This window comes from Sphingobacterium daejeonense, from assembly GCF_901472535.1.
Classification (GTDB): Bacteria; Bacteroidota; Bacteroidia; order Sphingobacteriales; family Sphingobacteriaceae; genus Sphingobacterium; species Sphingobacterium daejeonense.
In genome coordinates, this window is the sequence record NZ_LR590470.1 from 1,457,996 (window position 1) to 1,475,612 (window position 17,617).

20 protein-coding genes and 2 pseudogenes are annotated in these 17,617 nt (G+C 38.5%); 5 read left to right on the forward strand and 17 right to left on the reverse strand.

The features are described from left to right. The first annotated feature begins 25 nt into the window (after positions 1-25). The gene (locus FGL31_RS06950; RefSeq protein ID WP_197734127.1) at positions 26-517 is read left to right on the forward strand and encodes a LutC/YkgG family protein; all 492 of its coding nucleotides are present in this window, start codon (positions 26-28) and stop codon (positions 515-517) included. A 133-nt stretch (positions 518-650) separates the two neighbouring features. Here the strand turns inward: FGL31_RS06950 and FGL31_RS06955 are convergent, their stop codons facing one another. The 11 genes from FGL31_RS06955 to FGL31_RS06995 form a co-directional block, all read right to left on the reverse strand. Continuing rightward, entirely contained in the window at positions 651-1,130 is a 480-nt protein-coding gene (locus FGL31_RS06955) for a Dps family protein (protein ID WP_138090250.1), read from the reverse strand. Positions 1,131-1,501: 371 nt separating this feature from the next. Then, positions 1,502-1,729, reverse strand: coding sequence for a hypothetical protein (locus FGL31_RS24740; RefSeq protein ID WP_232046337.1), 228 nt, complete (start codon positions 1,727-1,729; stop codon positions 1,502-1,504). Next, on the reverse strand, positions 1,698-2,177 hold the full coding sequence (locus FGL31_RS06960) for a hypothetical protein (RefSeq protein WP_232046338.1): 480 nt from the start codon (positions 2,175-2,177) through the stop codon (positions 1,698-1,700). The genes FGL31_RS24740 and FGL31_RS06960 overlap by 32 nt, the downstream gene beginning before the upstream one ends. A gap of 5 nt (positions 2,178-2,182) precedes the next feature. Next, complete coding sequence (locus FGL31_RS24745; protein ID WP_232046339.1) at positions 2,183-2,515, reverse strand: hypothetical protein; 333 nt, start codon at positions 2,513-2,515, stop codon at positions 2,183-2,185. A 28-nt stretch (positions 2,516-2,543) separates the two neighbouring features. Beyond that, positions 2,544-3,095, reverse strand: coding sequence for a relaxase/mobilization nuclease domain-containing protein (locus tag FGL31_RS24750; RefSeq protein WP_232046340.1), 552 nt, complete (start codon positions 3,093-3,095; stop codon positions 2,544-2,546). Beyond that, positions 3,076-3,489, reverse strand: coding sequence for a plasmid mobilization protein (locus tag FGL31_RS06970; protein ID WP_232046341.1), 414 nt, complete (start codon positions 3,487-3,489; stop codon positions 3,076-3,078). The genes FGL31_RS24750 and FGL31_RS06970 overlap by 20 nt, the downstream gene beginning before the upstream one ends. A 92-nt stretch (positions 3,490-3,581) precedes the next feature. Then, positions 3,582-4,463 carry a DUF8464 domain-containing protein gene (locus tag FGL31_RS06975; RefSeq protein ID WP_232046342.1) on the reverse strand — a complete coding sequence of 294 codons (882 nt, stop codon included), beginning with the start codon at positions 4,461-4,463 and terminating at the stop codon, positions 3,582-3,584. A gap of 69 nt (positions 4,464-4,532) precedes the next feature. After that, positions 4,533-5,579 carry an AAA family ATPase gene (locus tag FGL31_RS06980; protein ID WP_138090252.1) on the reverse strand — a complete coding sequence of 349 codons (1,047 nt, stop codon included), beginning with the start codon at positions 5,577-5,579 and terminating at the stop codon, positions 4,533-4,535. Continuing rightward, positions 5,579-5,878 (reverse strand): helix-turn-helix domain-containing protein, encoded by a 300-nt coding sequence (locus FGL31_RS06985; protein WP_138090254.1) that lies wholly within the window; start codon positions 5,876-5,878, stop codon positions 5,579-5,581. The genes FGL31_RS06980 and FGL31_RS06985 overlap by 1 nt, the downstream gene beginning before the upstream one ends. A gap of 330 nt (positions 5,879-6,208) precedes the next feature. Then, entirely contained in the window at positions 6,209-7,303 is a 1,095-nt protein-coding gene (locus FGL31_RS06990; protein WP_138090256.1) for a hypothetical protein, read from the reverse strand. A gap of 12 nt (positions 7,304-7,315) precedes the next feature. Further along, on the reverse strand, positions 7,316-8,128 hold the full coding sequence (locus FGL31_RS06995) for a sigma factor-like helix-turn-helix DNA-binding protein (RefSeq protein WP_138090258.1): 813 nt from the start codon (positions 8,126-8,128) through the stop codon (positions 7,316-7,318). A 1,852-nt stretch (positions 8,129-9,980) separates the two neighbouring features. On the opposite strand from FGL31_RS06995, the gene FGL31_RS07000 reads away from it, so the two are divergent. The 4 genes and pseudogenes from FGL31_RS07000 (at position 9,981) to FGL31_RS22555 (ending at position 12,465) form a co-directional block, all read left to right on the forward strand. Further along, complete coding sequence (locus FGL31_RS07000) at positions 9,981-10,283, forward strand: DUF7830 domain-containing protein (RefSeq protein WP_138090260.1); 303 nt, start codon at positions 9,981-9,983, stop codon at positions 10,281-10,283. A 300-nt stretch (positions 10,284-10,583) separates the two neighbouring features. Continuing rightward, positions 10,584-10,728 (forward strand): annotated as a pseudogene (locus FGL31_RS24755) (transposase); the annotation flags it as partial. A gap of 1,061 nt (positions 10,729-11,789) precedes the next feature. Further along, positions 11,790-12,200, forward strand: a complete 411-nt coding sequence (locus FGL31_RS07005; protein ID WP_138090262.1) for a hypothetical protein — start codon at positions 11,790-11,792, stop codon at positions 12,198-12,200. Between the two features lie 94 nt (positions 12,201-12,294). Beyond that, on the forward strand, positions 12,295-12,465 hold the full coding sequence (locus FGL31_RS22555) for a hypothetical protein (protein WP_171017570.1): 171 nt from the start codon (positions 12,295-12,297) through the stop codon (positions 12,463-12,465). A 159-nt stretch (positions 12,466-12,624) separates the two neighbouring features. On the opposite strand, the pseudogene FGL31_RS07010 reads toward FGL31_RS22555, so the two are convergent. The 6 genes and pseudogenes from FGL31_RS07010 to FGL31_RS22560 all read right to left on the reverse strand — a co-directional run bounded on the left by FGL31_RS07010 (position 12,625) and on the right by FGL31_RS22560 (position 17,290). After that, positions 12,625-13,506 (reverse strand): annotated as a pseudogene (locus FGL31_RS07010) (IS982 family transposase). Positions 13,507-13,679: 173 nt separating this feature from the next. Continuing rightward, positions 13,680-14,249, reverse strand: a complete 570-nt coding sequence (locus tag FGL31_RS07015) for an HdeD family acid-resistance protein (protein WP_232046343.1) — start codon at positions 14,247-14,249, stop codon at positions 13,680-13,682. 69 nt (positions 14,250-14,318) lie between these two features. Next, positions 14,319-14,738, reverse strand: coding sequence for a hypothetical protein (locus FGL31_RS07020; protein WP_138090264.1), 420 nt, complete (start codon positions 14,736-14,738; stop codon positions 14,319-14,321). A gap of 467 nt (positions 14,739-15,205) precedes the next feature. Beyond that, entirely contained in the window at positions 15,206-16,021 is an 816-nt protein-coding gene (locus FGL31_RS07025) for an FRG domain-containing protein (protein WP_138094702.1), read from the reverse strand. 115 nt (positions 16,022-16,136) lie between these two features. After that, entirely contained in the window at positions 16,137-16,349 is a 213-nt protein-coding gene (locus FGL31_RS07030; protein ID WP_232046344.1) for an Arm DNA-binding domain-containing protein, read from the reverse strand. Positions 16,350-17,113: 764 nt separating this feature from the next. Continuing rightward, a complete protein-coding gene (locus FGL31_RS22560; protein WP_171017571.1) occupies positions 17,114-17,290 on the reverse strand; it encodes a hypothetical protein in 177 nt (58 codons plus the stop codon). Positions 17,291-17,617: the final 327 nt, after the last annotated feature.

Genomic DNA, 17,617 nt, shown 5'->3' on the forward strand with positions numbered 1-17,617 from the left:
AATCCCGACTTACGAAAAGGAGAATGTGGATTTGAAATCCCTTTTTGAAATAAATCTGAAATTGGCAGCGGTAGATTTTTACGATGTTTCTTCTGTGGAAGAAGCTCAAAAAATAATGCAGGAAAAACTGCCTGACACAAAAGTTGTTTGTTCAGCTACCGATGAGTGGAAAGGAAATAAAGACATCAACAAAATCGCTCGTCCGCAAGATTTGGCAGATGTGGATTTGGGAATTTTCCGGGCTGAATTTGGCGTTGCAGAAATGGGAATGGTTTGGGTAACGGAAAAATCGCTGAAAGTGAATGCTATCGGGTTTTTGTCGCAGCATTTAGCCGTGCTATTAGACCCTGCCAATATTACCGAAAATATGCACACTGCTTACAATATTCCCGGTTTATTCGATGTGAACTACGGCTGTTTTGTAATGGGACCATCAGCAACTGCCGACATCGGAGCGGTTTTGGTTCGTGGTGCACAAGGAGCAAAATCTTTGACTTTGTTTTTTTTGAAGAAATAAAAAACCTGCGGAAAATCCATATTTATAGAATTTTCAGCAGGAATACTATTTTTACTATAATTGTATTTTAAAAATGTTTCAATAAAAAAAGGCTGTTCTCTGACTTGAGAATAGCCTTTTTGATGATGATATATTATTTTAAATGCGAACGTAGCATCCAAGCTGTAGTTTCGTGCTGCTCCATTAACGTGGTAAGATAGTCGCTTGTTCCGTAAGCAAATTCTACTTCATTACCAATTTTTACAATACATTCCCGAAGATAGACGATAATTGCATCGTGGTCTGCCAAAAGATTTTTCATATAGCTCAAACTATCATTTTTTCCATCTCCTTGTTCCGATAAATGCGTTAAACCAAGATATTGCTTCATCGTTGCAGGTGCATAATGTCCCAATTTTCTTAATCTTTCAGCAACATCATCTACTACGTTTTCCAATTCCGTATAAAGTTGTTCAAAATACACGTGTACCGTATGAAAATCCGATCCTTCCACATTCCAATGTGCATTACGGGTTTTAAGGTACAGTAAAAATTCATCAGCCAATAAAGGCTCTAACATTTCTGCAAGGATTTCTGTTTGTTTTGGTGTAAGACCAATATCTGCTTTTGCCATAATTTTGTTTTTTATTTGTTTAACAATTATTAATTTAGAATATAATACATCGCTTAGTGAAGTCTAAAACCAGTCTTGCAAATTTACAATTCTTATTGTTTTAAAAGCAACCTACTATTTGTTTTTTTTATTTAAAAATCAACAAGATAAAACTTACAGCAGCAGACTAGAATGAAACACTTGCCTGTAACAAGGGGTTTGCAAAATGGCGGGGTTAAGTCTAAATTGAAACTTTCTGCTTCGTAAACCGCAAAAGCCAATTTTATTGGCTTTTTTCATAAATTAGCAAATAGAAATTGGCTTTTGCTACGTGTCGTCTAAATCGAAACTTCCATCTTCGATTTTCCGCCACTTCGCAAAGCCCCTACCCGTTATTCAACCTCTTTTAGCTTTTTGATTTCTTCTCGCCTCCTATCTATACTGTATAATAGTTTGTTTTCCTCTTCTCTTTTAATCACCAAATCGTGGAATTTATCAGAGTTTAGAGAGTATGCGGAATCGATGTGCGCAGTAATATCTGGCATTTCCAAAGTCATCATCCGGTAACGAAGTTCATACGATGTCTTATCACCGATCTGTCGATCCTTTTCCAGTAACATACCTAATCCCAATGAAAGAATGATCGAAAAACAATATCATGATAATGACCACGGGCGTGGATTTCAGGTCAACGCCGTAAAGATGCCTTATCTTCACGCTGTCGGGTATCTGAGATACTTTGGCAACTATTTCATTTTCCTTTTCAGTCAATATTGAAAGGTGTTTGCTTGTTGTCTCGGAACTCCTGTTGGCTACATCTTCCAGAGAACCGTAGTCTTTGATAATCTTGGATAAGATGTCGTGTTCCTGTTTGATAAAGGCTTTTATCTGGGTTAGATGTTCCTGATCCTTTGCACGCATATCGTGAAATTCCTGCATCGCTTTTTCATTTGCCGAGAGCAACGATACAATGGTCGGCATGATGCGTACAATATCTTCCGTAATGAGGTCTGTGTTCTCCTGTAGGGAATCGACCTGCTGTTTGATGTTTTCCAATTCTGTCTGCATAATTTCTAACGTTTTAATTTCCAGTTCTTTTTCTTTTTTCGTTTTTTGATAAAGGGGTCTTCCTGCTCCGGTGTAATTTCAGGGATCGAAAATAAAGCGGATGCTATATCTCCGATAGTTTCGCCGATACTGGTATCTGTCAGGTGACCTGTCGAAACGTTGCTTTCCACCTTGTGGAATTGTTCCTGTACGTTATCGATCCCGTTCAATGCCTTGTCGATCTGTCCGAAGCTCAACGAACGGTCAACGGCAGAACCCTGAAATACCTGTCCGTTCTTGGAAAATGAAACGCCCTGTATTTCATCTGTTCCCGACCGGTACTTAAACTGGATTTCCACACCCCTGTACCGTATATAGTTTTCCAGTTCAGCCCAGTTTTTGCTGTGGCGTTATACCTGCCTTGACAGTATCGTAAATCTGGTATCTTGTCCTGTCGTTACCTTTGAGCCGTCCCCTGTTGACATTCTCTTTGCCCTCGGACTGCTTGAAGCCATACATGGCATTGAGTTCCTTACAGGCTTTAAAGCTCTTGTACCTCCCATTGCTGTTGGAGATCGTCTTGCCATAATCGTTCACACGGTTGTAAATGATGTGGATGTGATCGTGTTTGCGGTCATGATGTCTGACCATCAGACACTGTGTATCCTTGATCCCCATTTTGGAGAGATACCGCTTGGCGGATGACACCATGATGTCATTGTTCAGCATGTTCTTGTCATCGGTATTCCATGAGAGAATAATATGCCCGACTGCATTGCCCAATCTGGGGTTCAGCATCCGCTGAAAATTAAAATCCTGTGCAATGGTCTTAGCCGAATCCGTCCGCAGTCCGTTAGCGTGGATGATCTCACTGTCTTTTTTCAGCACATACCCCACACATCCGCCGAATGATTTCCCCTCAATTATCTTCGCTATCATGGCGCAGTAGTTTATCGATACAATGGTTGATGTGGCTGATCGTATTCCGGCACTCCGTTGCCACGTCAAGCAATCCTGTTTGGTGGGCTTTCTTTGTCAACTGGTTGAGGTTGTTCGAAGCTCCTGTGATTGCCCTGAACGCTTTCAACTGTTCTTGTGTAAACCTCGGCACGATCTTGCGAAGGATCGCACTTTTACGTACCCATTCTGATTTGCTCATGCCTGCGGTTTCTGCATTATGCAGAACCTTTTTATGTTCCGTTTCATCGAAACGGACATTGATCCTAAACCGCTTTTTATTTTCCAGTGCGGGTCTACCGCCTTTGTTCTTGGTGTCTGTCATGATGTTCTTTTTTCGCTGCGACCATCGGGAGCTTATCGGTTTTGGGGTCACCAAAACACAACCTTGCTCCCTACCTATTCGATAGCTTTCTCCCCGATGGGATATTTTGGGACTGTCCTTGTGAGGAGGTTAAGATCAGGTAGTCATTGACATCCTTGATCCGTTTGCCCGGTCCCTGTAGTTGCTTGGTTCCATTTTTTACGGTGTGCGTTTTTCTCAAATTGACCCAGTAAAATCTGGTAAGATTTTTTCCCGCTCGCGTCATTGTCCAGATAACTCGTTATACCATTATGCCGCTGAAAGAATGGAAATGCTTTTTGCAGATTGGCGGTCGTATTCAGGACGCAGTAATTGGCATCTAGATAGGCCTTACCTGCATTCTTTTTTAATGTCATAAAGGACAGCAAGTCCATGAAGCTCTCAAACAGTACAACATCTTTGTTGTCGTTATCGATCGTAGTAATACCCTTTGTCAAAAGCGAGCGTTTGTCATAACTGTAACGGAGTTCGTATCCACCTGCATCATTCCTAAAACACACGGCAAAGAAGCCCTGTCCTTTTGCCGTACGGTAATAGATTTCCTGACAGTATGCCTCGGCAATTTCAAGATCTATTTTGCGCACATCGCTCAGGTAGTCTGTCAGCGCTCTGTTGCCGAGCGGTTTTATTGAAATTATGGTGTACGCCGGTTCATTATCAAGTCGCATAGCTGGCGCTTTGTCCCATACGGTCTGCTGGTGAAAAGAAAGGATATTTTTTCTTTCACCAGCCCAGTCCAGTACCCTGGACAGGTTGTCCGTTTCCAGGAACTTCAACAAAAAATCGATGTTGTTCCCTCCCAAACCTTCCGAATGGGAATACCAGATGTTCCTTTGGATATCCACTTTTGTGGAAGCCGTTTTTTCGTTCCCGCTCTTGAATGGATTCCTGAACCATGCTTCACGGCTGTTCATCCTGGCGCACGGAATCTCAAGATATTCCAATATGGATATGAGCGGTATTCGCTTTAATTCTTCACATGTCATGTTCTTAATTTATAGAGAGGTTTAGTTTAGTCTATTACTATATAGGGCAGACTAAACTAAACCTGTTTTTTAATAGTAAAATGCAGGATTGAACCGATAGGTCCTATCTTTCTTGATGATCATCCGCTTGTTCTCCAAAAAGGTCTTTAACTGCTTGGCTTTATTGATCCCAAAATTGAAGCCTTTTGCCAGATAGGCCTCCTTTAGTCTCTTGACAAAATCATCATAACTGCAGGTGATCTCTGAATCGTTTAACAGTTCCTGAAATACCTCTCGGAGGTTCTCTTCCGAGAGTTCCTGAAAGCTGAACCCTTTTTTTGCTTTGGGACCTGTTAGGTCAAAATTTTCATCCAGTACGGGCAGACCATCGTCAATAAAAAAGGTGAACGGTTCAAATTCGACATCCCTGATGAATTTAGGTGTTACGGTGCTGTAGTTTGATTCCAGGTCGTTTTTGGTGACCTGCAGGATAGATTCCGCCTTATTGTTCAGTTCTGTGCCCAGATGGCCCCGTGTGTTGTCATCTCCCTTGTTCAGGTGCAGTACGGTGTGGATATGGATATTCAGCTCCTGCGACCACTTCATCAGCCTGTTCGTAATTTCGGTTGCTTCGGTGGCGTTATTGATGTCGTACACAAGATCCCTGATCCCATCTATGATGAGCAGACTGATCCTATCGGTATATTTGTACAGGGCATATTCAATGATGTTGATGCGTTTCTTGGTCGGGTACACCCTTAAGGAAATGAACCGTAGGTTATCATGGACTTCCGTTGGCGGATAATCGATGAGCCTGTAAACCCTTGAAAGTAACCTGTGGCAATGGAACTTGCTCTGTTCGGTATCGCAGTACAATACCAACGGACGGTTTACGGGAACCTTTACCTTGTACTGTAGCACCTGTTTTCCGCACAATGCAGCAGCGACCATTGAGATCACGTTGAATGTCTTCCTGCTCTTTGCCTTTCCCGTGGATGCGCTGAAATTCCCAAGGGTTCCGATGACGGAATCCGAATTATCGATGGTTATCATGATTGGAGGTTCTAAGAATTCATCTGTTATCTTGACCATGGCCCTGTCCAGGGCGATGGCTGTTTCCTGCTTAAGTGGAATCATTATCTATCTCCTCTTGTCCGGTTGAAGCCGGCCATTGAGGCCACTACCTCCTGTTTTTTGAAGTAGATCCTTTTTCCCATCCGCATGTACGGTATACGTCCCTGTTTCATCCAATCGGTCAGGCTGACCAGGGAAATGTCCAGTTCGGCCGCCATTTCCTTTTTGGTCAGGAGTTTTTCTGTCGGCTGTCTCTCCGGATTACCGGCAGCCTTTCGAAAGCCAGAAATGAATAGCTGCATTTCTTCCCTTACGGCATCCTTGATGCAATCTCTAAGGGCTTTTTGGTCAAATTGAATCATGCTTTGCTCATGTTTGCAAGTTTAAAATGTCCGAAGTCGTGGCCACTTTCTTCGAGTGAATTAACATGGGCAAAGTTGGGGAATATGGAAATGAAAATCCCCCATAGACTTTCGTTCTATGGGGGATTGTGGATAGGAATATCAGTTGTACTGTTGTTTTTTTTCAGATGCAAAAAGGACCGGCCCGAATATGTCCTGCATGAAAAATAGGGTATAGGCCCATCATGGACCCCATTTATTGACCAGGCTGTGCCTGGATTGTTTTTACGAGATTGCCGGACTGTTCAGTATATATAAATTATCTACGTGTTTAACGCCATTTTGTTCCGGTCATTCGAGGATTACGTTTATACCGGCCATGTTTGCCTTGTACCGGATCATCTCTATCAGGCCAAAATAACTCCAATTCCGAAGAAGGAACCCATCTTCTTTGGCGACCTCTTCCTTGGAGGACTGGTTGACCAATAGCAGGGTGCCGGCCTGTGACTTTACACAGATGTCAATCAGGCGCCGGCTATAGAGATGCAGCCGACTTTCCACATAGGCACGTTCCTTCTGCTTGAAGCGATCCAGGCTCTGTAGCTTCTTCTTCCTTCCATGTCCACCTCTGTTGAAGGCCGCAGCTTTTTGCAATCGGTGCCTTGCGGCCTGTATGGCCAGGCGCCGATAAAGGAATTCCTCTTTGTCGCCTATCTGGAAATTGTCCCTGTCAATGGTTACCGTGATCGGGTACTCGACAGATAGCGAGGCTTCAGCGATGACATGTTCCTTGAGTTCATGTCTGTCCTTGGGGAGTTCCAGTGCCAATAGCAGGAATATCTTGCCTTTCACTATTTTAATGGAACTCGTGCATATCTTGATCTGGCCGACCAGGGCCCTCTGCAAGAGTACCCTTTTATCCGATCGGTCCTTTCCCAGGTAAGTACGGAATGGAATCTTGAAGAGTGTCAGTTTGAAATCCCGACCTTTCTCGTCACTGGCCAGTTTTACCTGATCTCCACCGAATGGGATGGGCATATCTTTCCTGTAGTTTCTCAATGACTTTTCTCCTTTCCAATAAGCTGACCGATCGGTACTGTAGGCCTTGTTCAAGGTCATGTTCATGGCCGAAATAATCCGGGAAGGCAACCTGTCCTTAAAATAACGTGACAGAATCCGGTATGTCGTGTTCATTTTCGAAGAGGTGAAAATACCATCGGGATCTTTTTTGAAATCTGCCAGTTTTACCTTGACATCTTCCCTGAGATAGATCAGTTCCTTTATCTGTTCCTGTACATATTGGTGCGTCATCACAATATTGGCGCCACGGTAGACCATATCCTGCCACTCAAACAGTTGCTTGAAATATGCCGATCGCTGCTCCTTGTCGTCACAGTCCAGGGAGATCTGGATCTTTCTGGTTAATATGATGGTATCCTTTTCCATATCTTTCTCCTATTATGCTGTTTTCTTTCCTGTTTTTATTCTGGCATGTGCCTGTACAAAGAGCTTTTTGACAGCTGCTGGGCTGAGGTTCAGCTCTTTTGAGATCTGTTCGAAGGATAATTGCAGTTCATAGCGCATGTGAAAGATCTCTGCCTGCTGTCCGTCAAATTCCCCCTGCAGCACGATCTTGGCAGGGCCGTTCATCAGCTCCATCTTTTGGGAACTGTTAAGTATGGCACGCAGGGTATCGATGGTTTTTTCCACTTGCCTGCTGACCTCATAGTCCGATATTCCCCCGAGATAATATGCGATCCGCCCGTAGTTGAAACTGTACTTTAAGCAGAGCTCGATGAACAATTGCTGCTTCTGGTTGAGGTTTGGCAGGAGGTTCCTGAGCTTATCCAAGCGTTGCTTTTTTTCTTCATCTATTTCATCCAGATAAATCACGTCCATCGCCACCTCGTCCTCCATGGCATAGCTGTGCAAAAACTCTTGATAATCCTCGATGCCATCCAACCTCAACAGGCTTCGGTGGAACCTGTTGTTTGATTTGGTGTAGAAATCGCGGATAGCCGATCTTACCTGAGTTTTTAGGAAGGTCAGTATATCTTCAATGCCATTGACCTTTGCACGGAACAGCCATAAACGAAACAAGGCTTCCTGAGCAATGCTTTGTGAGGCGCAGTCATCTTTTGTGGCGCGGAATGCCCTTGCGAAAAGATATCCGTATAACCTATGGTAGAAGAAGTCCAACCCTCTTTCGTCCCCTTGCCGTAATAGGCTCGTATATTTCTGTGTCTGTTGCTCTTGTAAGGTTTTTTTCATGATCAAAGTTTTGGTCTACCCTCCCTATACAGATCCCGGCCGGCCTTAACGGATTTCTTGGAAACCGGGATGCTGTGATAGAATTATATCAAAGCTGATTAAATCATTGACGTTATCGGTATTGATTGATTTTTGATGGACTTGGCAGCAAGACGTTGTGAAATATGTTCTCATTTAAGCTTTTATTGACTGATAGCCTGACCACATTTAATGTGGATACTTAATTATTCTTTTACTTTTGATGGTTTTTAGAAATAAGCTGAAATAATTGAAGGTGGTAGGATATACTTATAGGGGACGGCCCAACGTTGTGAATAATCTATTTTACGCTAATCAAAAGCCGACCTCCATTTTTTTATACTTTTAAATGTTTTCAACTGAAACGGAGAGAGCCCATTTGAGTATATCTACTACTCATCAAGTGAAATCCCATTTAACTGCATATATTGTAATGTTATTGAGAGCGTGAGAAACCCGTTGCGTATAGCTAAGGGATTTAAAGCAGCCCAGTGTGTAATATCACGGAGTCTTCATTAAGTCCCACTCTTCATATATACGAATGCATTAGCCTACCGTCTTTTGCAAATAAATAGTATTTAGCGAGTGACTATTGTCCTCACTCTACGGCGTCACAAGCCACCTCAATGCTGTTTATCAAATAAGCTTATTAAGAGGATTTGCTATAATCTCAATTTTAAAAAGAGCCACCTAAGTACTTCTTTTTGCTGTCACAGACGGACCACAAAATCTATGTGGAACCGTCAAGAACGTTGTATATTTCGTTAAAGAATTTAGTGAGTGACTATTGTCCTCACTCTACGGCGTCACAAGCAGCCTCTTAATATTTATTATCGCAATCAAATCCTGTTTTGCTTTTGTTATAATATACTAAAAGACTCGATAAGTGATTGTGAATAATCATCATCCGGATACGGTCGCATATCCCAGACATCTTCTTTTAAAACAAGGATGAGTGTACTTCCAGAAATAACAAATGCCCAATATTCAATCGCTATGTATATCCTAATTTTCAAAGTTCTTCAAAATCAGAGAGAAAGTCCTCCTTTGTGTTTTTTTGTTAAAGCTGACAGGGAACGCTTTGAATATTCTCTGCTGTAATAAGCTGATTCAAAAAACTTACATGAGCCAACCTATATCCTTATTATTTCGATCCACGGAATCTTCGTGATACCGCTAGGACGTTGTGTTTTGCTATAAAGAATTTAGTGAGCGACTGTTGTCCTCACTCTTTTTTTAAGTTTACGTGAGTATTGCCTTTGTACAATAGGGTTTTCAATTAACTGATTTCAATAATTGTAAATCGCTTAGAAACAATGCATATCACAATAAAAATTATTTGGTGAGTAATTATTATCCTCACCCCTACGGCGTCACAAGCAGCCTCGTTATGTTTTCTTAATGTTTTTTAATTTTCCATTTTGACTTTTTAATTTCAATACCAATACGTCAAAGAAAATCCAGCTGTTGCTGATGGTTACAATAATCCGTAACTTTAGATCAAAGTTATTTCATTACATATTATTTTCGCGTATGGTATTCTACCGATTTACCGGTAAAAAACCATTCCATAATTTTCATTAATTATGAATACTACTTAAAAAAAATACGAAACCATTAATTATAGCTTTTCTATATTCAAACCTTTTACAAAATAATTTATTTCCAGTTTTCGTGAACTCCTATTAAAGAATTGAATGATATTTAATGTTAAAATTTTACGCTAACTTTGATTTGATATACAATTACCAATAGTAAAAAGGATTAATACTTTTTTAACCTTATGAGTTAACTTCTTACAGTTGCCAGCATGCTCAATTCATTGCTATGTATTATGAAATCTAGAAACGAGCCCATTTCTTATGCTTATGACGTTTTGCTATCCAAAACAATTGGTCTTGGAGATGAAATCGATTCTCAAATAGAAGGTTTTGATTTACGTCTTACCTACAATAAGGATAGATCGAGGTACTCTTGTATTGAATGTAATCATCAGTTAGTGGTTGTAAACAGCGCTAGGGATAATATTTATTTTAGACATCTGCCAAATTCTAGCTATTGCATTCTTAAGTATGCTGGTTTCAATGATGATTTATCGGATGCCTATAAAAGGCAGGCATTTGCGAGGGAGGGTTAATACATAAACAACTTAAAAACAGCATTGGCGAAGCACTAAGAAAAGATCTATCTGTAAATATTGCCTCGGTGGATATAGATTCTAATTTTATTCTAATGGAATTAGGTAATCGGCGAAGGCACAGATTAATAACAGCATTAGAGCAAGTTTAACAGAATGATAGGAAAGGAACCTAAAACGGTGAGTGTGAATCTGGGTTTCCACAGGGAATACCCAGATTGGTGCCATCCAAGTGCAGATCTCCAAACCATTCAATGACAAAAAGCAGACAAATACCAACAGAAAAAGCTCAAAAAAGCACATCGAAAAAGAGCAGCAATAGAGTCTGTAATTGGACATTTAAAAACCGACCATCGGTTGGGAAGAAACTTTTACAAAGGAGTTGTTGGCGACAATATCAATATTATGCTAAGCTGCAGCTGATTTCAATTTCAAGCGAATGATGAATAAATGGAAATCATCATTTTTTGTCTTTATTCAAAACCTGATTATCCAATTCAATCTTTGGGTATTAAATTGTATAACCAGATCAAAAATCGCTTTTTAAGGTTTGACTTGTTAAGGTCCCTGCACCTCCCTGGAGTAGGGATTTTTTGTTTTTCTGACATCATTTTGCATGCCAAGAATATAGAGGTTTTGTCTCTAAATGTTACAAAAAGCAGAAAAGAATTGTATTCTTATGCAATTATTTTAAAATTGTGACAAACTAAACGGCGTAAAATAAGCCGCTATAAAAGATTCTAGACCCAAAACATATATTACCATTATGTATTAATGTTAACAACACTAACAATGTTTAAATGTGGAAATCTGGAAAGCTAGTGTAAAAGTGTTCATTCTGTGATTAAAAGTGTACAAACGTTATAGTAAGTTAATACTATGTTGTCATTTGTATGGTTATAAATATATTACTATGTTTGGTTAGGATGTGAATGTATTTACAAAATAAATGTCATTATCCAAAATTATTTTGACATGAGTTTTACGCAGTTAGATTAAACGTATTGTGTGATATTTAGTTTAAATAATACTAATAATAAATGTATAATAAAACTTCTATGAGCAAAACAGATAAAAAAGAAAATTTTGTTGTAGCAACAAAAGAAGGCCGTCTATATATTAAAATTCTGATTTTTTTAAACAAACGAAAATTAAAGAAACAATTGAAAAGTTAAAAAATTCTAAGATTTTCAAAAAAATTGAAGAAGAAAATAACAAGCTCGCCGGAGCGCAATGATATTAAACTTACTCGTCCTTCCTTTAGCAGCAGGCTATTATATCCTCACTAGATCATATAGATTTAAGTTTCGAACGCAAAGGTTAGATAGGAACTCTTTGTTTTTTGAGACAGTTATCTGTGGCCGTATTTATATTGTTGGGTGCATTTCTGTTAAAATCATTTGTATATGATCAGTTCTTTACAAATATCTTTAAAGATTCTTTTAAAGAGTTAAATCCATTAAAAACCACACCACTTTCTGGAATGGTTGGTGTAAGTTTTCTTTAGTGGTACTAATAACTTATGTAAGTAACTTCTTGCTAAATCGAGAACAAGAAATTCATGGTGCAATTAAAGCGATTGGCAATGAGTTTGAATTAATAGTTTCAAAGGCAATTAAAGAAGAAAAACTTATACTTTTATCATTAAAAAATGACAAATTTTACATTGGATGGGTTAAAGAAATACCAATCCCTTCTCAATCAAATTACTTAAGGATTATTCCAGTATTCAGCGGTTATCGGGACAAAGAAAAAAGGCTAAAATTTACTTCGCAATATATTGAAGCTTATTCTCTCCTTATCCAAGATGGTAAAGGAAGTAACTTCGAAGATTTTAATTCGGATGTAGTTATGCCCATATCTGAAATAATAACAATATCTTTTTATGACCAAGAGATATATGATATTTTAAACTAATCATCCATTTTATCCGGAGGGGACTATTGTTTTACAATTTCCACTTAACAGATTGTTTATTTTACTATCTTAGTTAAAACTAAATCAATTTTTTATGGCTAAATATTTTTCAATTAAGCCGGTTGCAACAGCTGCTAGATCTAATTTTTATGTTGTAGAATCTATTCAATCTATCGAATCTGCGGATAATTACACACTTATCACTTTAGGATCAGGTAAAAAACTTGCTGTACAGGAGTTTCTGAAGAAGTTTTTGAAAGAATAACAGGAATGCAAGATAATGATGTTACGGATTTTATAGAATATACACAAGATCGAACTGTTAATTTGGACTTTATTTAATTATTGAATCATTTTAAACTCGTAAGCCTCTTCCTTAACAGGTAGTGACTTGATTTTTATTTGTTAAAACCCGTTGTGCATTTTAAAGAATGCTGATTTTTAAATTATTGATATTCCTGTTGAATATATTTTTGTTGATGTATTGAATGACTGTCATTGCCGTAATCTTTGTGAGAATTCTGGTCCTAAAACCGTCAAAAGATTTGGCGTAATTGCGTCTAACCATAAATTGGTCGCACATCTGCGAGAATAATGTCTCGATCCTTTTCCTCGATTTTCTGAACAAGCTGAATTGAGGTTTGTAGCTCTTTTGATTGTTTCTCTTGGGCGTATCCAGCCTGATGTTGGAGTACTCGAAAAGATTCAGGCTGTATCTCCGCTGACAGATATCCTTTGTCTCCCCAGCAGGGTGCAGTTGGAGAGCTGATTACCCAGATCACCCAGGTAATGAATGTCATGCACATTTGCCGCGGTAAGGTCAACCGACTGAAAGACACCTTTTAAGGAGCATACAGCGTGGAGTTTATAGCCATAATAGTACATCTTTTGCGAGGCACAGTACCTTTTGGCCGGCATGCTATAGAGTTCCTCTTTACATATTTTTGACCGCGAACTGCGGGCAATTTTGCAGATTTCCAAAGGCATGCTGTCCACAATAAATACATCTTCCGACTCATTGAACGATTCGGCAAGCTTCATACGGATCGCATCCCTGATAGGGCATCAACCTGCGCTTTCTCCTATTGTACACCGTGCGGTCGATCTTATTGCCTAAACAGCTCGGGAGCTTTCGGAAAAGATCGTTCTCGCTGTCAATACCCATGTACTCTGCTGTCAGACTCAGACTGATGACCTCAAGGTCACTCATCGCTGGACGCCTGCGCTGCATGGATAATTGCCTGTCTGTCGATATTTTCCTTAAAACTTCCAATATTCTTTCGTAATTTGCTCTTAAGTTGTTCATTCTAAATCGTTTTGTCGTTAAAACAATTTACTGATTATCAGTGTAATGAACAACTTTTTTCAACCTTTTTTTATCCCGAAATCATAATGCACAACGGGTGACAACCTTATTTTATTTTATGGAATGGTCAATTTCTTGTTGTATGCTCTTGATTTTATCTTTTAGCTCATTTCCTATTTTGTGGGGTAGTTTTGGATTTTCTTCAGGTCAAAAGCCAGCACAACGGAGGCAATGCCTACGAAGATAAAAGAAGACGCTGTCAGTACAACTAAGGAAAGACCGGAGAAGATCGGATTTGCCAACAACATAAAGGATAAAAGGATGCCTAATACGCTCAGGATCGCTAAATTACCCCAACTGATGATACCCGTATCCTTTAAATCCAATGAAAAGCCCAACAATTGGAAGGATCGAAAAAGCAGCGTAAATCCAGCTACAAAAGGAAGTATAACCATGGATATTTGCGGATAGCTCACCAGATAAATACCCATCACCAACGAGAAGATACCACTGACGAGATACCACCCCCATCCGTTTACTACCTTGGAATTCTGGATCGAAAAGAAAATATCCGATAATCCAGAAATAATGAAGGATATGCTGAATACTAGAGACAATGCCAAGTACGTCTCCAGAGGAGTGGTATACACGTAAATACCACATAAAATAAAGATGACCCCGAGGATCAATGGTAGATACCAATGTTTAATAGAATTGGTAAAAGATTTTAAAAGGTTTGCCATGATGTTTTGTTTTAGATGAAAATATTGCCTACTCTAACCGTGGTTTTCGGCTTCTCCACCAAGGATTGATTAATACTTGTTTGCCTCCTTACGCGCCTTGATCGCTTTGATGATATCCTGTTCGGCGTCGGCCAAAGCACTCAATGCAAAATAAACACTTGTTTCGGCATCTTCTTCAGCCCATTCAGCCTTGAAGTCGGCTTTAGCAGCTTTTAAATCGTACTGTGCTTCCTTAAATTCCTGTTTAAGGTTGCCTACTCCTTTTTCGAAAGCAGTTTTTACAGACTCCCAATGTGCTTTTGTGTCACTTTTTAAAGTTTTCGTTTTTTCTTCGAAGGCTTCTCTTTCTTCTTTTAGTCTGGTTTTAGCACCTTCTTCCCATTCTTGTAACTGTTCATGGGTGTCGGTGTCGGCTTGGGCAATTTTGTCCTCCAGTTGTTTTGCTTTTTGGGATAATTCTGCAAGCAATTCTGATAATTTCTTTGCCATGGTTTTAAAAAATTTAATGCCTACTTTGTAAAACGGTGTTCGGCCGGTCCGGTATAAATGAGATGACACCATTTCCAGATCGGGTTCGGATAGATAGAAATGGAAGTCAGATAATTAGTAACAAAAAGAGTGCCGTATTTATACGGGTTTGACTTAAAATATATGAATTAGCATCTTCTTTGCGAATTGTTATGATGACCCTGTGAAAGATGGGCAATTTATAGAATGAAATTTGTGATTGGAAATTTGTTTCCTTACTTTTGGTTTATAATGGCCAGTGGCTAAACCCTATTCCGTTGGAAAAGGCTGTTTTGAATCCTAACCTGAAGTGAAACCCTATATGGGATCAATACCATTGCAATCACAGCTTTCTTGGGGCGAAGGGGCGCAAATTGTTTGCAAATGATGCTTCGACCGACTCAACATGACTTAGGGAACATTTTTATTCATAATGCACAACGAGTTTGTTAAATAAAATATTCATCATAAGAATACACAACCTTTTTAGATATTCCTTCTAACCCTGGATAAACTGTATCGTATGATACACCTAATTGAAATAGATCTCTTTTAATTTTTCTGAAATGTTTATGGGGAATTACAATTTTTGATAAAAATTTATCCACAAAAGGATGGTTTAATAACCCATTTCGATCATGTCCATGTAAAGTAAAACAAGATCCTTGATTTTTCATTCTGGTATCTAAATAATGAGGCTTTATAGCTATAGGGTATTTTGTATTATCAGACTTTACACTTAAGTAATCTATATTAAAATAATTTTCTATTTCTTCAGAAGGATTAAGAGATGTGTAAATTTTTAACTCATCGTTATCAATTCTTTTTGAGTATTTGGTGGTGGAGGCATTAAGTATGAGTGGATCTAAGTTCCATATTATTCCATCATACTTGCATTTAATATTTTCAACAGCAAAAAACAAGGCAATGAGTGCATTGTCCGACCAATCTAATAACCTAGTTTGAGCACCATAATGTTGCATAATAAAATTCGTTGTTAAATTGTTTTCAAGCAGCATAGAATTGGTCATATAAGGGTATGCTTCTATTTTAAAACTTCCCCGAGTGCTGGATTCTTTAATATAAAATTCTTGAACAGTACTCGGTCCTAATATGTATTCTCTAAATAATCCTGGTATTAATTGAGTTTTTATAAACAGCTCATTTTCTGCTCTATACCATTTAAGGTTTCCTGACATATAGTTTGAATGATTTTCTATAACATTCAAATAATCATTTATGGATTCAATAATTATATTTTCCATTGGTATAACTAGGTTTTTGTAAAAATACAAAATATATAAAGTGTATTCTTTCCTATCTATCTTATTTAATTTAGTTTGAACCTTATCTATTCGACCGCGTATGTTGTCTAATTTTTTATTTACTCTTGTTGCTTCGGCACTTTTTTCCTAAATCTCTGCCGATCTTTAAATCCCAAATATCTGCATTAATTTCTAACTTTGTTCCGAAAGTTTTAGGATTTCCATCCATGGTAATACGTGGCATTATCGGAGCATTACCTTTCTTTTTTGGTTTGTTCTTTTTCAGGTAAAAAAGCAATTTAAACCTTGACCTTTTTGTCTGTTCCATAACCACAATGTTTAATGTTTAAAATTAAATTACATTGAGTTGCAAGGGAACATAAAAAGGAGTGCAAAAAACTGAAATATAAAAGTAAGTCTTCATTAGTTGCTTGATTGAATTGGTAAAGATTTAGGAATATAACTTTGCATTTTAAGCCCAAAATCTATCGGAAAACGATTTCCAAAAAAAAGATTACGCTTTTATAAAGGGTTATATAATAACGGGTTTAACTGTTTTACATATCTTTGCTTTTACTAATCTTTTTTTTCAAAAAAGCAAGAAATGAAAGTAGAGACAGAAATATTAAAAAATTAAATGAACTTTAAGAAAGTGGAGAGCAAACGGTCTCCATATCGGAATTTTTGGACTTTATCCACGGACGAAATGAAGAGCTGTTGTATGGTGTAGAACTTTCTAATGAACGGTTTTCCTTAAACCCACAATTAGTAACTCTGTTAACTGACCATGGAATAAATTCAGTAGGTGATTTATGCAGTAAATCCTTATGCGATCTATTGAGAATAAAATATTTTGGTAAAAGGAGGTGTTACCAAATTTACGATTTTTTGACCCAATTTAATCTAAAATTGATTCCCTGATAAAATCTCCATTAGGGAAATGAGGTTAACTTCATTATGTTCAAAAAAGTTCACGAATCAGGCGAGGATAACCAACAATTGAATACTTCTAAAAGCTCATTTCAGAAAATCCGATTTCCCTTACCGCATTAGAATGAAAATTCTGTGGTCAATTATTTCTAGGTCTGTTCATTAATTATTCTTAGCCAATAAATAGGCTAGGGAAGGTGTATCGGATATGTGCCGTATCCCATGGAATGCCAAATCCTCAATATCCTTCTTTATCTGATTGAAGTTTATGGCCACCTGTTCAGGGCTGACTAGAGGGACCATTGGAATCTTTGTATATCCTTTAATTTCTTTTTCCAATTTAAGATGATCATTAATAATGGAACAATGGGAAGCTTTGAGCTTGATCCTATTATTTGGATTGTCAGCAACCATCCGCACAAATTCTCCGGAACTCAGCGAAGAGATTTTAGACGCCGGGATAGCAAATTCGAGCTGCTTAGAACGACTGATCGAGGTGTCGGCACTGTTTATGAGTATTCCCTATCCGTTAATATCTTTCCGTTCCCCTAGGAAAGTTGCTTTGCGGTATCGCCGCTTACCTGGGATAGAAAGTCCAACCATCTTTTGTACCCTTGCCGTAATAGGTTCGTATACCTCTGTGTTTGTTGCTCTTGTAATGTTTTT